Origin of the sequence: Caulobacter segnis ATCC 21756 (assembly GCF_000092285.1) — a bacterium.
GTDB lineage: Bacteria > Pseudomonadota > Alphaproteobacteria > Caulobacterales > Caulobacteraceae > Caulobacter > Caulobacter segnis.
The window spans coordinates 3,267,310-3,285,369 of sequence record NC_014100.1; the positions used below are offsets into that span (position 1 = coordinate 3,267,310).

Below are 18,060 nucleotides of genomic sequence, written 5' to 3' on the forward strand. Positions count from 1 at the left end.
GTCCGCCTGACGGTGCGTCCGACCGCCAGGCGCCTGTCGATGACGCCGCCAGCGCTGGCGCCTTGCTCCAGCCTGCGGCGTCTAAAAGCCAACGCCGGTCTGCGCCATAAGGCCAAGGGCGATCGCTCGTTTGTCCTCGGGATAGCGAGGCGAAGCCGCGCTTGGCCTTTGGCGAAATTCAGCGCACCACCGCGCGAGCCTTTGGCAGTCATCGGGAACCGGGACATCGTAGAAGTCGGCGGCGTATTGAAGCGTCGCCATGGCGACGCAATCGGCGATGGTCACGCGATCACCGGTGATGAAATCGCTCTGGCTCATCATTTTTTCGATCAGTCTCAGTTGATCGAAGTAGCGCGCCGCGCAGATGGCGGCGACATCGAGACTGATGCGCACAGTGTCCCGGCCAAGGTCGCTGCCGTGGCGGGCCCAAAGGCCAAAAAACGTCAGGGCCTCATCGAAGACCTGGACGAACTCACGGGTTCTCGCTTTCGCCGCGGGCGTAGCCCCGAGCATGTCGGGACCGGAAACCTTAGATTCCAGATATTCAAGGATCGCTAGAGACTGTCCGATGATCGCGCCGTCCTCATCCCGCAGGATCGGCATGGCGCCCGTGGGCGTCAGCGCCTTGATGGAGGCTGGCGGCACGCCGGCCTGCTTGTCCGGCGCATCGAAGATCACTCGCTCGACATTCGGCGGGCTCTTCTCGGCAAGATAGATATTGACCCTCTGAGGATAGGGGCCGAAGGCGAAATTGTAGATTTTCATCGGCGCGACCTAGATCTCCGCGCGCGTTCGCGGCGGGCGCTCATCATTTGCCGCATGTCGCGACCCAACCTCGAAATGAAAAGGCGGCGTAGAACAGCGCCGGGTTTTCAAAGCCGGCCTGGCGCAGCAGCTCTTCTTCGGCGTCGGGCGCCAGGAGCGGCAGGCGATCGGCCATCGCCCTGGCGGCGCCACGCGCTTTGGTCGGGTCTGAGCCGGAATGATCGGCGAACGCCGCCGAGCGCGTCAGCCAGAGACCGGCATCGCCGCCAGGCGCAGTGTGATGCGCGATGACCAGGGCGGCGCCCGGCTTCAGGCGGCGGCGGATTTCCCGCAGCGTGCGCAGCCGCTCGTCCCGATCGAGGAAATGCAGCGTGAGCAGGCAGGTCGCGCCGTCGAACAGGGCCAAGGGCGCCTCATCGACCGTTCCGGCCAGAAGTTGAACCCTTTCGGCGCACGCCAGGGTCGCTCGCCGTGCGAGATCGAGCATGGCGGGCGAGGGATCGACGCCGGTGAACCGCCAATCGGGCCGAGCCTCCGCGAAGGCCTTCAGCTCCAGCCCGCCTCCAGCGCCAACGACAAGCACGTGGGCTGGACCGGGTGCTTGTTCGGCGAGGAGAAGTTGGGTCATGCGATGCAGGTCCGCCAGGCCCGGCACCCTTCTGGGGGTCTCCTGGCCATAGGTCGAGACAGCGTCGGGGTTCAGAAAAGGGATGAGGTTGTCGTTCATACCCTCGCCCCGATCCCCCAGGGGCGAGGACTCGCCAGGGCCGTCATGGCTTGAGATTCCGCGCGTTCGACCCGGGCGGGGTCCGAACCGCTTGGCCGGGCGCGCGTGGGGCGGGGCCGCGCGGAATGACGAAGACGAGCAGGACCGCCATGACGGCGACGCCCGCCCACATGGATTGTCGCCAGCCTTCGACGAAGGCCTCCTGAGCGATCTGATAGAGCGCGCGGCCATAGGGGCGCCCGTCGTCGACCATGGCCATGGCGTTTGCGATGTTCTGCCCAGCCAAGACGGCGGCCTCGGCCGGGAACCCCGCTAGCCGCGGCGTCAACGCGCCGCCGTAGCCCGCGGCGAACACAGCGCCCAGGAGCGCCACGCCAAGGGACGTCCCAAGCTCGCGCGTGACGTCATTGAGCGCCGAGGCGACGCCTTGTTGTTCCTGGGGAAGCGATGAGGTGATCGCTTCGGTCGAGGGCGCCATGGCCAACCCCATGCCGACCCCCATGGTCACCATCCCCGGCAGGACCGAAAGATAGCCGCCATTGACGGAGACCAGCAGCGACATGAGCGCCAGTCCGGCGCCTCCAAGGAGCACGCCGCTGGCGATGGTCGCCCTAGGGCCGATCCTGGCCGAAAGTCGCGGCGCCACGCCGGAGAACACCATCATCAGCAAGGCCATGGGCATCAGGCCAAGCGTGGCCCGTAGTCCCGACCAGCCGAGAACGGCTTGGAAAAAGGGATAGAGGACGACGAACACACCGGCCTGGACCCCAAACCATGTCACCAGCGAGACCGCTCCGCGGGCGAGCCGGGGCCGTCCAAACAACCTGATATCGAGCAATGGCTCGGCCTGCTGGAGTTCCCAGACGACGAAGGCGACGAAGGCGCAGAGACCTAGGGCGAGACCCGCCAAGGTCTGCGCGGCCGTCCAGCCGGCCGCCGGGCCTTCGTGAAGCGCATAGCTCGCGCCCATGACCGCCAGTAGGGACAGAAGCGACCCGAGACCATCAAAACGATGCCTGAAGACCTGCCGGGAATTGGGAACCGATCGCAGGGCCAGAACGAAGGCGATGAGGACCAGCATCACGGGGAGGGCGAACAACCAACGCCAGGTCAGAAAATCGACCAGAACAGCCGATAGAAACATGCCCAGGACGCCCCCTGCCCCGGCCACGCCCGTCCAGACGCCGATGGCCTTTGACCGTTCTTCGGCGGGGAAGACCGAAGTGATAACCGAAAGCGTGACGGGCATGATCATCGCCGCCCCAAGGCCGCTCAGGCCGCGGGCGGCGAGCATGACGCCGACGGTGGGCGCCAATCCGGACGCGACGCTCGCAACACCGAAGACGGCAAGGCCTGTCAGCAGAACGGGCTTGCGCCCCCACCGATCGCCAACCGCGCCGAGGGGCAGTAAAAGGGCGGCCAAGCTTATGGCATAGATGTTGATAACCCAGAGAACTTGGCTCTGAGAGGCGCCAAGCTCGAGGGCGAGATGGGGTTGGGCGACATTGAGGCCGGTCACCGCGGCGATCACGGCCATCAAGGCGACGCAGACAGCGATAAGGATGCGGCGTCGGCGGTTGGGGTCGTCAATCGTCGGATCGATCGGCTGCGCGTTTGATGGGGAAGCGGCGTCCAGGATAGGACGTGTACGGTCAAAGCTGGACATAGCGACACCAAGTCACGTATCAGATGATGCTACGTAACACCCCGCACATCATGTATCAACGACTGATACGTGATCTTCCGATGACGACACAGACGGGCGCGCGCGGGCCCCGATCGCCTAAGCGCTGGGGGCTTCTGAATGAACAAGGACACGAGGCTTTCCGACGTGCTGCATGTGCTCTTGCACATGGCCCAAGTCGATCAGCCCCTGACCTCCGAGGTCTTGGCCAAAAGCATGGGCACCAATCCGGCGGTTTTTCGTCGCACCATGGCTGGCTTGCGCGAGGCCGGCTATGTGCGTTCCGGCAAAGGACACGGAGGCGGCTGGCGCCTGGGCCGTCCGCTAGACCAGATCACCTTGCTGGCCATCTACGAGGCCCTCAATCGTCCCCGGCTGTTCGCCATCGGCTATCGCAGCGACCATCCCGACTGCCTGATCGAGCAAAACGTAAACGCCGCTCTATCCGAGACGATGGCGCAGGCCGAGGCGCTCTTTATCGAGCGGTTCGGACAGGTGACCCTTGACCAGCTTTCGCCGGCGACCGACCCGCACCACTAGCCCCGTGGACGGCTGACGCGCCGCCCCTGAGCGTCACCACGCGGCGCGGCAGCCAACGCCCCCCCACACCGGCTGCTCCATACAGAATCCAGCCCCCCGGTCGCTAGCTTGAACTAGAGCAGGAGCATGACTTGCACTTGAGCCGACCTCATCCACACCAATAAACTGCAGAAACTTGCGTCGACCAACTTAGCAATCAGCACTGAGAGATCTTTGAGAAGTTGAAAAGGCAGGGAATACAACCGAACCCGCGCGTCGAAGCGTCGCATTATACATCCAAGCCCACCCCCAAAACCCCCGATTAACCAATATAGCTTAGACATCACACGCTACAGCGTGGACAATTCTCGCGAAACTCAACCCAGAGCTAAGGCCCGCGAGAAACATGGGGCGGATTGATGCTGAAGAGATTTGCGAAAGCTGGAAGCGCCATCGACCGGGCTCAAGTGCTCGACGCGCTGCGGGCCAATGTCATGGTCGCCGACGCCAAGCTCAACATCACCTATATGAACAGCGCCGTGCGCGCGCTCCTGGAGGAGAGCGAGGCGGACCTTCGCAAGGAATTGCCCAACTTCAGCGTCGCCAAGTTGGTCGGCAGCAATATCGACGTGTTCCACAAAAACCCGTCCCACCAGCGCGATCTGCTGGCCAAGCTCACCCAACCGCACAACGCCACGATCCGCGTGGGCAAGCTGGCCTTCGATCTGCTGGTGACACCCTTGCGCGAGAACGGCAAGACCACGGGCTTCGTGGTTGAGTGGGCCAACGCCAAGGAACGGCTGCTCAACATGGACTACACCGCCCAGATCGCGGCGATCAGCCGATCTCAGGCGATGATCGAGTTCGATGTCGACGGCACGATCGTCAACGCCAACGAGAACTTCCTCAAGACCATGGGCTACGCCCTGGATGAGGTCGTCGGCCGCAAGCACAGCATGTTCACCGAGCCGGCCTATCGCGACAGTCAGGACTACGCCGACTTCTGGGCCAGCCTCGTCCGCGGCGAATATAAGGCCGCCGAGTTCACGCGGATGGGCAAGGGTGGCCGGATCGTGACGATCCAGGGCTCCTACAATCCGATCCTTAACGACAAGGGCAGGGTCGTGAAGATCGTCAAATTCGCCACGGATGTCACCAAACGGGTCGAGGCGGTCAATGAGATCGGCGCGGCCCTGACGGCTCTGGCGGGTGGCGACCTCGAACAACGGATCGAGCAGGCCTTCACCCCCGAACTGGACAAGCTGCGCCTGGATTTCAATCGGGCCTTGGAAACCTTGCAGGGCACTATGCAGCTCGTCGGGCGCACGGCCGCGACCATCCGCGCCGGAACCGACGAGATCAGAAGCTCCTCGGACGATCTGTCCAAGCGCACCGAACAGCAGGCCGCGAGCCTGGAAGAGACGGCCGCCGCCCTCGACGAGATCACCGCGACGGTCAAGCGCGCCGCCGAGAACGCCACGCAAGCCTCGTCGGCCGCGTCCAGCACGCGAAATGAAGTCGAACAGTCGGGCGCGGTGATGCGCGAAGCGGTTTCGGCGATGGGCGAGATCGAGCAAAGCTCCGGGCAGATCACACAGATCATCGGGGTGATCGACGAGATCGCCTTCCAGACCAACCTGCTGGCCCTAAACGCGGGCGTCGAGGCCGCGCGCGCCGGCGAAGCCGGCCGAGGCTTCGCGGTCGTCGCCCAGGAGGTGCGGGCCCTGGCCCAGCGCAGCGCCGACGCCGCCAAGGAGATCAAGACGCTGATCGCCAGCAGCACGGCCCAGGTGGGCCGCGGCGTGAAGCTGGTGGGCGATACGGGTCAAGCCTTGGGCCAGATCGTCGAGAAGGTCGCGCAGATCGACAGCCTCATCTCCGAGATCGCCACCTCCTCTCGCGAGCAGGCCACCGGGCTCAACGAGGTGAACGCCGCCGTCAACCAGATGGATCAGGTCACTCAGCAGAACGCGGCCATGGTCGAGCAGGCCACCGCCGCGGCGCACTCGCTGCGTGAGGAGACCCAGTCGCTGACCGACTTGATCGGCAAGTTCCAGTATGGCGATGGCGCGGCTGTCGCACCGTCACGCACCACGACCAAGCCGGCGCCCTCCCCCGTTCACGCGGCGCAACAGAAGATCAAGGCCTTCGCCGGAGCCCGGCCGGGCGCGGCGGGCGCCGCCGCCCTGAAAACCGAAGCCTGGGAGGAGTTCTGATGACGGAGCTCGCGACCGCCGGCCAGCTGGAGCTGATTTCTTTTGAAATCGGCGGCCAGGAGTTCTGCATCGACATCAGTGTCGTCCGGGAGATCCGTGGGTGGACGCCCGCCATGCCCATGCCTCAGACGCCTGATTATATCCGGGGCGTCATCAATCTGCGAGGCGTGGTCATGGCGGTGCTCGATCTTCGACACCGCCTGGGGCTTGGCCGCACGGAACCTTCGTCGCGCAACGTCATCGTCGTTGTCCAGTTCAATGACCAGATGGTTGGGCTGCTCGTCGACGCGGTGCAAGAGACCTTCATGGTCGACGCCGAGCGGTTGCAATCCCCGCCGGCCATGGACGCGACCGTCGAGACGTTCATAGACGCGATCATCCCGCTCGATGGGCGGATGCTCAGCCGCCTCGTGGTCGGCGCTTTACTGCCAGGCGGCTTGGCCATGGCCGCATAGGCTGCCGGGTTACGCTAACCGCAGACCTTGGACGGGCTCCAGAGGGCGATATCCAAGACGCGCTGGACCGTAGGAATGGGTCACGCGGATAAGCGCTGCGAAGGGTTGCTCGCCGGATCGGCCTGGCTTGGTCCAGCGAGTTGCGGGACGCTCGGTCGCCCGCGCGCTTGGCCCCTCACAATCAAGAAGCAACGTGCAAGACCGCCTAGGCAATCGCGACGAAGGGTTATCGCGCCGCCGGCTTTTGCCCCTGGCCCGCCGGCGCCATCACCTCTTGGACCGCCGGTTGCGCACGAAGCCAGCTTCCGACATCGACCAGCAGCGGCGGCAGCGCTGGATTGGGCCACTCGCGATTGTCGCGGATCACGCGAAACGTGTCGGTGGCGTAGAAGACCTGTACATCGTGGGCGGGAGGCCGCCCGCAATCGACCAATATGGCGCGATCCCCGGTCCAGACCACCCTGCCCACGCAGCCCTCCAGCTTCTCGTCCGGGGCTAGTCGCACAGGCTGATTGGAGTAGCCGACCTCCGAGACGGCCCAGACCATCGCCCCGCTGAAGAACAGGTATATGAGCCCGACGCCGCCATAGACGAAACGACGAACGCCTTCATGCGCCAACTCTGTCAGTCTGGCCCCGAGACCGCTGCCCGGCGCTCGGGGCGCGCGCCATCGTTGGTCAAAGAAAAGGGCAACGCCAGCGCCGATCAGCCATCCGAGTAGCGCCACGAGCCACCATGTCCGCAAGACGCGAGGTCCGTAGCCGATTGGCCAGCCGACGAGCCACAGGACGATCAAGGCCGCAAAGAAAGCGATGACGGCAACCAGCTTGCTCCGACGTGACGCGATCCAGATGAATCCCACAGCGTAACCGCCGGCCATGAGCGCGGGCATCGTCGCCACCTGCAGGCCAGACATCAGTACGTCGGCGGGCGCCGCTATCAAAAGAAAGTTCTGCCCCCAGACGTCGAAGATCAGTGTGTTCACGAGCGTCGAGGCCAAGAAAGCCAAGCCCGTAAGCAGCGCGGCTCGTTCGGCCTTGCGCCAAAAATCACGCCATACGGCGAGCCAGCCGCTTTGGGCGGCTTCTTGCGATTTGTCCATGGTCGTTCCCAAGCCGTCAGCGGCTTGGATATGGCTCGCAACACTAACTCGACCGTTACCACCCGAAAGTTGGTCGGATCCTTTGAGGATCAGGCCCTGCCAGCGCAAGGACGTCTTCGACCAGCTTCGAGTAGGTCACCTCGATTTTTGCTTCGTCGAGCACCGCACTCTCGAAGGTGTCGCCGAAACGACCGAGTCAATGGATCAAAAGGTCGGAGGTCACGCGCCCTGCTTCGGCGGACGCGCCCGAGATAAGGTGTCTGTCGGACGACGGATGTTCGCCAGCGCGGCGATCTCGAAGCCCTCGTCAATCTGGCGATCGACCAAGGTGGGAGGCTCGACGTTCTCCTGAACAACGCGGGATTGGACCATCTCACGGTTCGTCCACCTCGATGCCAAGGCATGGGACCGTGCTCGAGCTCCGTGTGAACTAACAGACGGTGAGGTCCAAGAAGAGCGGATTGAAGAGCGGGGCGAGAGACGAGACGAAGCCCGCCCCATCATGGGCGACGACAACCATTCCAGTATCTCGGAGACCTTGATCCACGACAGGCGGCTGTTGGGTTCGACCTTCTCGGCAAAGTCCAGCATCGATTGCTCCATGGCGCACCGATCGCCCGTCAGGCTGCAACGACCTTCATCGACACGGTCGTGTCGGAAAGCTTGGCCTTGTCGATAGGTGTTCGGGCGAGGACGAGCTGCTTGCCCACCATGAACTCCGGCGGGGCGTTGACCGCCGCGACCGATCTCACCACGTCACCCCGCAGGTAGAAGACGGCGAACGCGCCGCTGTCAGGGTCGCCGCGCACCACGACGTCATCGGTGTCCAGGGCGTAACCGGCGATCTGCAGTTTCAAGTCGTATTGATCCGACCACTGCCAAGGGCATTCAGGGGCTGGCCTGGGTCGCCCGGTGATGGCGGCTGCCGCTTGCTTGGCCTGCTCCAGGGCGTTGGGCACGCTCTCCAGGCGCAGCATGCGTTCGTAGACCGGCACGGGACGCTGGGCCACATCTCCGATGGCGAATATGTTGGGATCGGAAATGCTGCGCGCGTCCTGATCGACGACGACGCCGCTGGCGCATTCCAGACCGGCCCGCGCGGCCAATTCGTTGTTGGGCCTGGCGCCGACCCCCACCACGGCGACGTCGCAGGCAATCTGGCGTCCGTCGGCCAATTGCACCGCGCGGATCTGGTCCTGCTCGCCGACAAACCCCGCCACGGAGGCGTTGAGTTCGAGGCGCACGCCCTTGGACAGATGCCGAGCCTGAAAGAACTCAGACAGGGTCGTGCAGGCTACCCGCGCTAGCACCCGCTCCTCGCGTTCGATCACCACGACCTCGGCGCCGAGCGAACGCGCCGAGGCGGCCACCTCTAGCCCGATATAGCCGCCGCCGACGACGGCCAGGGTCTTCCCCGCGGCCAGGCGCAGCTTGAGAGCTTCGGCGTCGGCCGCTGTGCGCAGGCTCAAGACGCCATCGAGATCTGCGCCTTCGACAGGCAAGCTGATCGGCCGAGCGCCGGTGGCCAGGATCAGGGTGTCGTAGGCGAGACTGACGCCATCGTCGAGCGACACGGTCTTGGCGGCGCGATGAATGCTGATCGCCTTGACGCCCGCTCGAAAGTCAATGTCGTGGGCGGCGTAGAATTCCAGAGGCTTAAGCGCCAGGCTCTCGGCGTCGGCCTCGCCCTTCAGCCACGCCTTGCTGAGGGGCGGCCGCTGATAGGGCGCGATCGGCTCCTCTCCGATAAGAAGAATGGGGCCCGCATGGCCGTATTGGCGAAGAAACGCCGCCGCTGAGCCACCCGCGTGCCCCGCGCCCAGGATTATCACCCTACCGTTGGACATGTCCGACGCGCTCCCCAGCCCCGACGCCGACACCGGCGCAGGGCGTTTGATCGGGCGACTGAACGCCCCCCAGACAAATTCCATGGTTTTAGCCCCCACCCGATCGAGGGAAGGCCGCCTTAGGTTCTAGAACGTCACCACGGTCCGGATGCTCTCGCCCGCGTGCATCAGGTCGAAGGCCTTGTTGATCTCTTCCAGCGGCAGGACGTGAGTGATCATCGGGTCGATCTGGATCTTCCCGTCCATGTACCAGTCGACGATCTTGGGCGTGTCGGTGCGGCCGCGCGCGCCGCCGAAGGCCGTGCCTTTCCAGACGCGACCCGTGACCAGCTGGAACGGACGGGTGGAGATTTCCTTCCCCGCCTCGGCCACGCCGATGATGATGCTCTCGCCCCAGCCCCGATGGCAGGCTTCCAGCGCCTGGCGCATCACGCCGGTGTTACCGGTGGCGTCGAAGGTATAGTCCGCGCCGCCGTCGGTCAGGGCGACGAGGTGCTGAACCAGATCGCCCTGCACGTCGTTCGGATTGACGAAGTGGGTCATGCCGAACTTGCGGCCCCATTCCTCGCGCGCCGGGTTCAGATCGACGCCGACGATCATGTTGGCGCCGACCATCTTCAGCCCTTGAAGGACGTTCAGGCCGATGCCGCCCAGGCCGAAGACGATGGCGTTGGCGCCCGGCTCGACCTTGGCGGTGTTGGTGACGGCGCCGACGCCCGTCGTCACGCCGCAGCCGCAGTAGCAGGCCGTCTTGAACGGCGCGTCGCGGCGGATCTTGGCCACCGCGATCTCGGGCAGGACCGTGTAGTTCGAGAAGGTCGAGCAGCCCATGTAGTGGTAGATCGGCTGGCCCTTGTACGAGAAGCGCGTGGCGCCGTCCGGCATCAGACCCTTGCCCTGGGTCGCGCGGATCGCCGTGCACAGGTTGGTCTTGCCCGAGAGGCAGCTTTTGCACTGGCGGCATTCGGGCGTGTAGAGCGGGATCACGTGGTCGCCGACCGACACCGAGGTGACGCCGGGGCCGACCTCGACCACCACGCCCGCGCCCTCGTGGCCCAGGATCGACGGGAAGATGCCTTCGCTGTCCAGGCCGTCCAGCGTGTAGGCGTCGGTGTGGCAGACGCCGGTGGCCTTGATCTCGATCATCACCTCGCCGGCCTTGGGCCCCTCGAGGTCGACCTCGACGATCTCCAGCGGCTTCTTGGCTTCGAAGGCGACGGCGGCGCGGGTTTTCATCGATAGGTCTCCAGTCAGGTATGCGATCCAGGTGCGCCGCGCCGACCGCGCCGCGCTTAGGCTAGCGCGGCTTCGTCCAGCTTCAGCGACCCCTCGACCTTATTGGCGAGCTTGCGGTCGTCATGAGCCCAGGGATGGAAGCCCGGCAGGTAATAGGCCAGGTACGGCAGGAAAACCTGGCGCAACATGCCAGGCTTGAGGAACAGGAAAAGCGCTAGCTTCCGCCAAGTCTTGGGCGTGTCGATGTTGTCCTGCCGCAGCAGCAGGTGAAGGTCGCGGGTGCGTTCCTTCCAGAAGTCGTTCGTCGCTTGCCACATCACCATCACGCGGAAGAACCAGCGCTTGAACGGCGATAGATCGCGCGTGACGTACATGAAGGTGTCGAACGCCACGCCCTTGTGCTCGATCTCCTCCACCGCATGCCATTGCCACAGGCGACGCACTTCGGCCGGCGCACCAGCCAAGTGGCGCTCGTCGGCAAGCAGGGCGTGGGCGAACATGGCGGTAAAGTGCTCAAGCGCCGCGGTGGCCGCCAGGTTCACCTCGGGCTCCAGGTCGCGGCCGCGACGGGCGTCCTCGCGGTTCAGCGCCTCGATCTCCTTGGTTTCGTAGCCCGCGTCGTGGACCTGGCGATTGAAGGCGATGTGCTCGCGAGAGTGATAGGCCTCTTGCTGAGCGAAGTCGGCGACCTGGCTGCGCAGCGGCTCGGGCAGCTCGTTCAGATAGTACCGGACGCTCTGGACGAAGTAGCTCTCGCCCGCCGGAAAGCTGAGGGACAGAGCGTTATAGAAGGCCGTCGCCACAGGATCGCCGCTCATCCACCATCGCGGATGAGAGTGCCCCCGCCCGAAGGCGACGTTGCGCGGCGTGATGTGAAGGTCGGCCGGAGCGGTGTGTGCGGTCATCGGCATCTCCATCAAGTTCAACGCAACGTGTCACACAACAAATATAGCTTCAACTATAAAATGACGCCCACGTCATCTTTGGCGAACCGCTCGGAATGTCGCATTGGCGTGCGCCGATTTCCGCAGCCCATATCCTTCCCTTTACGCCGATTGCCTTTCAACGATCACCGGCAGATGTCCAATCGCATACGCATTGACTCACAAAAATATAGCTTTCACTATATTTAAGTCGCCGCATTCCGACACCTTATCGGCTCGGCGACCGACCGCCCGCTAACAACCGACCACCGGCCTTGGCGGACCTTGACCCAAAGCGTCCCGCCCTTCCGCCGCGTTCAAAGGAGTCTTCATGACCGTAGTGCTTCACACGCCCGAGAGCGGCGTCGTCAAAACCGATATCTCTGATGGCTGGACGGTGATCGAAGGCGAGCCGACCATGACGACGTGGTTCGAGTATCAGTCCCCGGACAAGTCGGTCGTCACGGGGACGTGGCGGTCCACGACAGGGGCTTATCGTGCCGAGGCCCGCTTCCATGAATATGTCTATCTGGTCGAAGGGGTGATTGAACTGACCCCCGACGGCGGCGAGACGGTTACGGCGCGCGCCGGCGACGCCTTTACCGTCGAGGCCGATTTCAAGGGCGTGTGGCGGATCGTCGAGCCCGTCTACAAGCGCTTCTTGCTCAAGATGGGCTGAGGACTTGGCCGGCCGCCGAGAGGCGGCCGGGCCGCTCTTAGATACCGACCGAAACGCGCATGGGCGACTGGCTCAGCTGACGCATCGAACTGCGCGGCGTCCAGTCGTCCATGGCGGCCACGGCCTCGATCTGGACGCCCGGCGCGGTTACGCCCCTCAAGACGGCCTCCACGAGCGAGCGCGCGATGTTGCGGCCGGGGCAAATATGGGCCCCACCACCAAACGTCACATCGCCACGCTGCGGTCGGGACAGATCCATTCGGTGGGGCTCGGCGAACGCCTTGGGATCGCGGTTTCCGGCGATCCACAACATGACGAGCGGCGTATCGGCCGGCACCATCAGGCCGTCATACTCGAAGTCCCGCAAGGCGTAGCGCTGGGTCAGCACGACGGGCGGGTTTAAGCGGATGGTCTCGAAAAAGACCGCCGGCACGAGACTTTGGTCGGCCCGCACCTGGGCCAGAACCTCGGGATTGCAAGCCAGGCCGTAAACGGCGTTGACGACGGCGACGGCGGCGGTGTGGAAGCCGTCGATCAAATTGGCCGCCAGCATCATGCCCAGGCTTTCTGGCCGTCCAGGCTCAACAATGGCCGAAAAGTCGGCGGCCATGTCCCGCAGGATCGGTTGATCGCCTTGAGCCAGGCCGCGCTCGACGGCGGCGCTCACCATAGCCAGATACTCGGCCGCCGCGGCGTCGGCGCTGAGGGTCTCCTCGGGGGTGCGCACGAGATAGAACATCGGCGACAGCGCCGAGATCAGATGGCGAGCGCGGGTCTCTTCGTCGGCGGTCAGGCCCAACACCTGAGCCCAGAACCGGGCGGTGAGGCGTTCGGCCACGTCCGTTCCGAAATCGACCCGCCCCCTGGCGCCGGCCTCTTGAAGCAGCGCCGTCACCGCGCCCTCGATCAGGGCGGCGAAACGCGGCAACTGCTTGGGCATGAACTGGCGCATAAACAATTGCCGGGTGGGCCCATGCAGCGGCGGATTGGCGGTGAAGACCTGGTTGGAGACCAGCTTGGCGAGCGACGAGGCCGCCGAAATCTCGGGTTCGACGGGGGCGCCATCGGGGCCGACATTGAAGGCCGAGGACGACAGTACGTCCGCGGGCATGTTGCCGGCGGCCTCCGTGGCGGCGATCCTTCGCAGCGGTTCGGCGCCGAACACCAGGAGCCGCGAGCCCGCGCCTTGCGCCAAGCCATCGGGATATCGCTCGAAAAGGCGCGCCAGACTACCCTCGAGGTCGGCGGCCCAGCCCGCCAGTTCCGCGGCCCCCAGGGATGGCAGGTCTTCAATCCGACGAGGCAGATGACTCATGGCGTGTCCTTAGTTTCTCAAGAGGAAGCCGATTGGGTTTGGCGCCTCGACAGCCGAAAGCCGAGGCCGCGGCCGGCTACGGGCAGCCCGCGCCGGGCGCATCCACGCGCGCCGAAAGAAGCCGCGCCGTCGGGCTGGCCCGACACGTCGCCGGGTCGGTGGTGTCGGCCGTGCAGACGAAGAGCGTGCGCCGGTCTTCTCCGCCCAGCACGCAGGCCACGGCTTGCTGTTCGGTGGCGATGCGGTCCAGCTCGCGACCGCCCTCGGCGATGCGCACGACCGCATTGGCCGACAGTCCCGCCACCCAGACCGCGCCCTCGGCGTCGAGGCAGATGCCATCGGGGGTGACGTCGGACGGCAGGCTGGCCCACAGGCGCCGATCGGTGAGTGTCCCGTCGCCGTTGCGCGTGAACGCCGTCAGTTGGCGCGAGGCGCTTTCGGCCACGATCAGGGTCGCGCCGTCGGGCGTGATCACCATGCCATTGGGAAAGAACAGTTCCTCGCCAACGGCCTCGGCGGCGCCATCAGGCGAAATCCGCGCCAACTTGGCCAGCTTGACGCTGGCCGGATCAATCGGCGGATCGAGGGAAAAGCCGAAGTTGCCGACATAGGCCTCGCCGTTCGGCGCCACGACCATGTCGTTGGCGTGCCAGGTGGCGATGGCCGACAGATCGGCGTGCTCGACGAAGCCGCCATCGGCTTGCTGCCTCAGGACGCGTCGGTCGTGCATCGACACCACGAGCATTCGGCCGTTCGGCAACCAGCCGATTCCGCCGACGGGTGCGTCGAACTGCGCGATGATCTCGAGTCTGCCGTCGCCCCCCAACGCCACGATCCGATGAGCGTGCATGTCGGCCAGATAGAGACGACCGTCATGCCAGCGCGGCGCCTCGCCGAACGCCAGGTCGGAAATCAGGGTCTGAAAACGCTTGCCCATGGGTCCCTCGTCATCGCCGCCAATCGGCATGCCTTGCAATATAGCTATGACTATATCTTTTCCGTCAATTCCCTCGCGCGCTTGACCCGCCGGTTTTACGAGGCTGACGCCTGAGCGAAGTGCCTCAGGTCCAAAGGAGAGTCAGAACCATCTTGATCCGCCCCCACAATGAATATAGCAAAAGCTACAACATTGAGGAGGCGAGATGACCAGCCGCTCAGAGAGGCCAGCGCAGCGCGGTCTCGACGCGATCGAGAAGGGCGTTCCAGCGCTTGCCCAGCCGCTCCCCCTGGATCAGGTGGCGCACCAGGGATGGAACCTCCTGCGGGAGGATCTGCCTATGCCCGCGGCCATCATCAAGGCTTCGGCCCTGCGCAACAACAGCGACTGGATGCGACGCTTTCTCGCCGCCACCGGGGCCAAGCTGGCGCCGCACGGCAAGACCACCATGGCGCCGGCGCTGTTCGACATGCAGATGGACGATGGCGCCTGGGGCATCACGGTGGCCACGCCGCATCAGATCCAGGTCGCCCATCGCTTCGGCTTCAAGCGCCTCTTTCTGGCCAATCAGTTGGTTGGACGGACCGCGATCAGCCTGGTGATCGATCTGCTGAAGTCCGATCCCGAGCTGGACTTCTACTGTCTCGTGGATTCCGAGGCCAACGCCGAGCAATTGGCGAGCGCCGTGGCCGAACGGGGGCTTGAACGCCCTCTGAAGGTGCTCGTCGAAATGGGCTATTTGGGCGGACGCACCGGCTGTCGCACGCTGGAGCAAGGTCTTGCGCTGGCCCGGTTCGTCGCCGCCCGGCCTCAGGCCCTGGCCCTGGCGGGCGTCGAAGGCTTCGAGGGGATCATTCGCGAACACACCGAGGAAGAGACCATCGCCAAGGTCGAGACCTTCCTCGACAGCCTGGTGGCCCTATCCGAGGCCTGCGCGACAGAAAGGCTCTACGCGCCCGGCCCGACCATCTTCAGCGCCGGCGGCTCGACCTTCTACGATCTGGTCGCCGCCAAGCTCAGCCAGATTGAAGCGCCTGGCGAGCGCATCATCCTGATCCGCGCCGGATGCTACCTCACACACGACTCGCTGATGTACACCGAGCTTTTCCGGCGCATGACCGTGCGGTCGCCCGAGGTCGAGGCCTTCGGGGCCTATTCGGCGGCGCTTGAAGTCTGGTCCTATGTCCAGTCGCGGCCGGAACCGGGCCGGGTGATCCTGGCCTTTGGCAAGCGCGATGTCTCCTACGACCACCTGCCAAGGCCTCTGGCCTGGTATCGGCCAGGCGACCCGACCGCAACGCCGCAAGCCATTTCGGACGGTCACGCCGTGGTCAATCTGAGCGACCAGCACGCCTTTCTCGACGTCCCCGAAGACTCGCCCCTGCAGGTGGGCGATCTCGTCGGCGTCGGCATTTCCCACCCCTGCCTGACCTTCGACAAGTGGCAGGTCCTGCATCTGGTGGACGACGCCTACACCGTGACCGGCTCGATCCGGACCTACTTCTAGGCCGCCTTGGCCCACGCAAAAACACCTTGGGAGGTTTCATGACCAATCCGCTCCGCAAGCGGCTTCAGGCAGGCAAGACCTGCGTCAACGGCTGGTCGCTTTTGCCGTCGAGTTTCGCCGTCGAGTTCATGGCCAAGGTCGGGTGGGACAGTATCACCGTCGACATCCAGCACGGACTCCACGACTACCGTTCGGCCGCGGAGTGCTTTCAGGCGATGACCAGCTATCCGGTCACGCCCCTGGTGCGCGTGCCCTGGAACGAGCCTGGCATTATCGGCAAGGTGCTCGATGCGGGGGCCTGGGGGATCATCTGCCCGATGATCAACACCGCCGAGGACGCCAAGGCCCTGGTGCGCGCCAGCCTCTATCCGCCGGCGGGCGAGCGCTCCAATGGCCCGATCCGCGCCGGGGGCTACGGCGTACCCGGCGCTTATCAGGGTTTCGCCAATGACGAGGTGCTTATCCTCCCGCAGATCGAGACGGCCCAGGCCGTGGAAAATCTCGAAGCCATCCTCGACGTGCCCGGCGTCAGCGGGGTCTATGTCGGCCCGAGCGACCTGGGCTTCTCGATGGGCCTGCCGCCGATCCTCGACCGTGAAGAGCCGGAGATCCTGGCGATCTACGAACGTGTGCTGGCCGCCGCCGCCGCGCGCGGCAAGTTCACCGGCATCCAGAACCTGACGCCAGCCTATGCGGCGCGCATGGCCCAGATGGGCTTTGGGATCGTCACCGTCAGCAGCGACGTCGAACTGCTGGCCTTCAGCGCCTACACCGCCGTCAACACCACCCGCGCCGCCGCCGGCGAGCGCGCCGCGCCGTAACACCGGGAACCGGCGCGGGCGCCCCGCCAACGTGAAGTCAGGAGAATCCCATGGGTCCGTTGAAGAACTGGTCTGGCGGCCTCACGTGCGCGCCGGAAACCTTCGCCCAGCCAGAGACGCTGGAAGCGCTCTGCGATCTGGTCCGCGCCGCGCCAAAGGCGCGGATGACGGGCTCACGGCACTCGTTCACCCCGCTCTGGCTGACTGACCATGTCCTGATAAACTTGGATCGGCTGCCTGGAACGCTCGAGGTGGCCGAGGATCGACAGACCGTGTGGGCCCCGGCCGGCGCGACGCTGAAGGACCTGACCGCCGCGCTTTGGGCGCAGGGACTGTCGCTGCTCAATCAGGGCGACATCAACGCCCAGACCCTAGCCGGCGCCTGCGCGACCGGCACCCACGGCACGGGCGAAACGCTCGGCAACCTGGCCAGCCATACCCAAGGCTTCAGGGTGGTTCTGGCGGACGGCGAACTCGTCGAATGCGACGCCACTCAGAGGCCTGAGCTTTTCCAGGCCCTGCGCCTGTCGCTGGGCCTGCTGGGCGTCGTCGTCGCGATCAAGCTCAAGGTCGCCCCGGCCTATCATCTGGAGGAGCGGATCTTCAAGCTGCCGCTCGACGCCGCGCTCGAGCGTTTCGACGAGCTGGCGGCGGCTCATCGTCACTTCGAGTTCTTCGCCTTTCCCTATGCCGACGAGGTTCTGGTCAAGACTCTTGACCCCATGGCCCCGGACGGCCAATTCGAGCCGCCCGAGGAGGACGAAGAGGCGCTCTTCGCCGGCTTTTGCGAGATGTCAGCGGCCGCGCCGCCGATGATCCCAGATCTTCAGCGACTGCTGATGCGCTTCGCGCCATCCGACCCTACGCCCCGACAAGGTCCCGCCTTCCAGATCTTCCCCAGCACGCGCGTGGTGCGCAACGAGGAGATGGAATATGAGGTCCCCAGAGCCGAAGGCGTCGCCGCCGTCAGGGACGTGATCGCGGCCGTCAGGGGCGACGCCCTCCCCGTCTGCATCCCGCTGATGGTGCGCACCGTCGCGGCGGACGACATCTGGATCAGCCCGCAAGGCCAAGGCCCCTGCACGGCGATCTCGTTCCACCAGTATCCGAAACTCCCCTGGCGAGCGTTCTTCCCCGCCATCGAGGCCCGCCTGCGCGCGCACGGCGGTCGGCCCCATTGGGCCAAGCACCACACCTTGGGCGCGGCGGACGTGCGCGAGCTCTATCCCCGACTGGACAACTTCCTGGCCGCGCGCGAGGCCGCCGACCCGCATGGGAAATTCCTCAATGGCCATCTGGGGTCGCTCTTCGCGGCGCTCTCTTAGGG

Annotated in this window: 17 protein-coding genes; 7 read left to right on the forward strand and 10 right to left on the reverse strand. The window is 65.1% G+C overall.

Annotation, left to right across the window (positions count from 1 at the left end; translation table 11 throughout):
- Positions 1–81: 81 nt before the first annotated feature.
- The 3 genes from CSEG_RS15075 to CSEG_RS15085 all read right to left on the reverse strand — a co-directional run bounded on the left by CSEG_RS15075 (position 82) and on the right by CSEG_RS15085 (position 3,029).
- Complete coding sequence (locus CSEG_RS15075) at positions 82–765, reverse strand: glutathione S-transferase family protein (protein WP_013080097.1); 684 nt, start codon at positions 763–765, stop codon at positions 82–84.
- A 43-nt stretch (positions 766–808) separates the two neighbouring features.
- Positions 809–1,420, reverse strand: coding sequence for a class I SAM-dependent methyltransferase (locus tag CSEG_RS15080; RefSeq protein WP_227878844.1), 612 nt, complete (start codon positions 1,418–1,420; stop codon positions 809–811).
- Between the two features lie 115 nt (positions 1,421–1,535).
- On the reverse strand, positions 1,536–3,029 hold the full coding sequence (locus tag CSEG_RS15085) for an MFS transporter (protein ID WP_208854786.1): 1,494 nt from the start codon (positions 3,027–3,029) through the stop codon (positions 1,536–1,538).
- A 267-nt stretch (positions 3,030–3,296) separates the two neighbouring features.
- Between CSEG_RS15085 and CSEG_RS15090 the strand changes: the two genes are divergently transcribed.
- The 3 genes from CSEG_RS15090 to CSEG_RS15100 all read left to right on the forward strand — a co-directional run bounded on the left by CSEG_RS15090 (position 3,297) and on the right by CSEG_RS15100 (position 6,366).
- Positions 3,297–3,716, forward strand: a complete 420-nt coding sequence (locus CSEG_RS15090) for an Rrf2 family transcriptional regulator (protein ID WP_013080100.1) — start codon at positions 3,297–3,299, stop codon at positions 3,714–3,716.
- A 398-nt stretch (positions 3,717–4,114) separates the two neighbouring features.
- Entirely contained in the window at positions 4,115–5,911 is a 1,797-nt protein-coding gene (locus CSEG_RS15095) for a methyl-accepting chemotaxis protein (protein ID WP_013080101.1), read from the forward strand.
- The gene (locus CSEG_RS15100) at positions 5,911–6,366 is read left to right on the forward strand and encodes a chemotaxis protein CheW (protein ID WP_013080102.1); all 456 of its coding nucleotides are present in this window, start codon (positions 5,911–5,913) and stop codon (positions 6,364–6,366) included. The genes CSEG_RS15095 and CSEG_RS15100 overlap by 1 nt, the downstream gene beginning before the upstream one ends.
- A 226-nt stretch (positions 6,367–6,592) precedes the next feature.
- Here CSEG_RS15100 and CSEG_RS15105 read toward each other — a convergent pair whose 3' ends face one another.
- The 5 genes from CSEG_RS15105 to CSEG_RS15120 all read right to left on the reverse strand — a co-directional run bounded on the left by CSEG_RS15105 (position 6,593) and on the right by CSEG_RS15120 (position 11,456).
- Positions 6,593–7,468, reverse strand: a complete 876-nt coding sequence (locus CSEG_RS15105; RefSeq protein ID WP_013080103.1) for a hypothetical protein — start codon at positions 7,466–7,468, stop codon at positions 6,593–6,595.
- 219 nt (positions 7,469–7,687) lie between these two features.
- Positions 7,688–8,059: a hypothetical protein gene (locus CSEG_RS23845; protein ID WP_456064386.1), complete on the reverse strand. Its 372-nt coding sequence runs from the start codon at positions 8,057–8,059 to the stop codon at positions 7,688–7,690.
- 29 nt (positions 8,060–8,088) lie between these two features.
- Positions 8,089–9,315, reverse strand: a complete 1,227-nt coding sequence (locus CSEG_RS15110) for an NAD(P)/FAD-dependent oxidoreductase (protein WP_013080104.1) — start codon at positions 9,313–9,315, stop codon at positions 8,089–8,091.
- Positions 9,316–9,441: 126 nt separating this feature from the next.
- Entirely contained in the window at positions 9,442–10,551 is a 1,110-nt protein-coding gene (locus CSEG_RS15115; RefSeq protein ID WP_013080105.1) for an S-(hydroxymethyl)glutathione dehydrogenase/class III alcohol dehydrogenase, read from the reverse strand.
- A gap of 56 nt (positions 10,552–10,607) precedes the next feature.
- Positions 10,608–11,456: a metal-dependent hydrolase gene (locus tag CSEG_RS15120; protein ID WP_013080106.1), complete on the reverse strand. Its 849-nt coding sequence runs from the start codon at positions 11,454–11,456 to the stop codon at positions 10,608–10,610.
- 349 nt (positions 11,457–11,805) lie between these two features.
- Between CSEG_RS15120 and CSEG_RS15125 the strand changes: the two genes are divergently transcribed.
- Entirely contained in the window at positions 11,806–12,153 is a 348-nt protein-coding gene (locus CSEG_RS15125; RefSeq protein ID WP_013080107.1) for a cupin domain-containing protein, read from the forward strand.
- A 37-nt stretch (positions 12,154–12,190) separates the two neighbouring features.
- Here the strand turns inward: CSEG_RS15125 and CSEG_RS15130 are convergent, their stop codons facing one another.
- Both CSEG_RS15130 and CSEG_RS15135 read right to left on the reverse strand, forming a co-directional pair.
- A complete protein-coding gene (locus CSEG_RS15130; protein ID WP_013080108.1) occupies positions 12,191–13,468 on the reverse strand; it encodes a cytochrome P450 in 1,278 nt (425 codons plus the stop codon).
- A 76-nt stretch (positions 13,469–13,544) separates the two neighbouring features.
- Positions 13,545–14,405 carry an SMP-30/gluconolactonase/LRE family protein gene (locus tag CSEG_RS15135; RefSeq protein WP_013080109.1) on the reverse strand — a complete coding sequence of 287 codons (861 nt, stop codon included), beginning with the start codon at positions 14,403–14,405 and terminating at the stop codon, positions 13,545–13,547.
- A gap of 340 nt (positions 14,406–14,745) precedes the next feature.
- Here CSEG_RS15135 and CSEG_RS15140 point away from each other — a divergent pair, with 340 nt between their 5' ends.
- Genes CSEG_RS15140 through CSEG_RS15150 form a run of 3 tightly spaced genes read left to right on the forward strand, consistent with a single transcriptional unit; the run spans position 14,746 to position 18,058 of the window.
- Positions 14,746–15,912: an amino acid deaminase gene (locus CSEG_RS15140; RefSeq protein ID WP_227878845.1), complete on the forward strand. Its 1,167-nt coding sequence runs from the start codon at positions 14,746–14,748 to the stop codon at positions 15,910–15,912.
- A gap of 38 nt (positions 15,913–15,950) precedes the next feature.
- Positions 15,951–16,733 (forward strand): HpcH/HpaI aldolase family protein, encoded by a 783-nt coding sequence (locus CSEG_RS15145; protein WP_013080111.1) that lies wholly within the window; start codon positions 15,951–15,953, stop codon positions 16,731–16,733.
- A gap of 50 nt (positions 16,734–16,783) precedes the next feature.
- On the forward strand, positions 16,784–18,058 hold the full coding sequence (locus CSEG_RS15150) for a D-arabinono-1,4-lactone oxidase (RefSeq protein ID WP_013080112.1): 1,275 nt from the start codon (positions 16,784–16,786) through the stop codon (positions 18,056–18,058).
- The last annotated feature ends 2 nt before the right edge of the window (positions 18,059–18,060 follow it).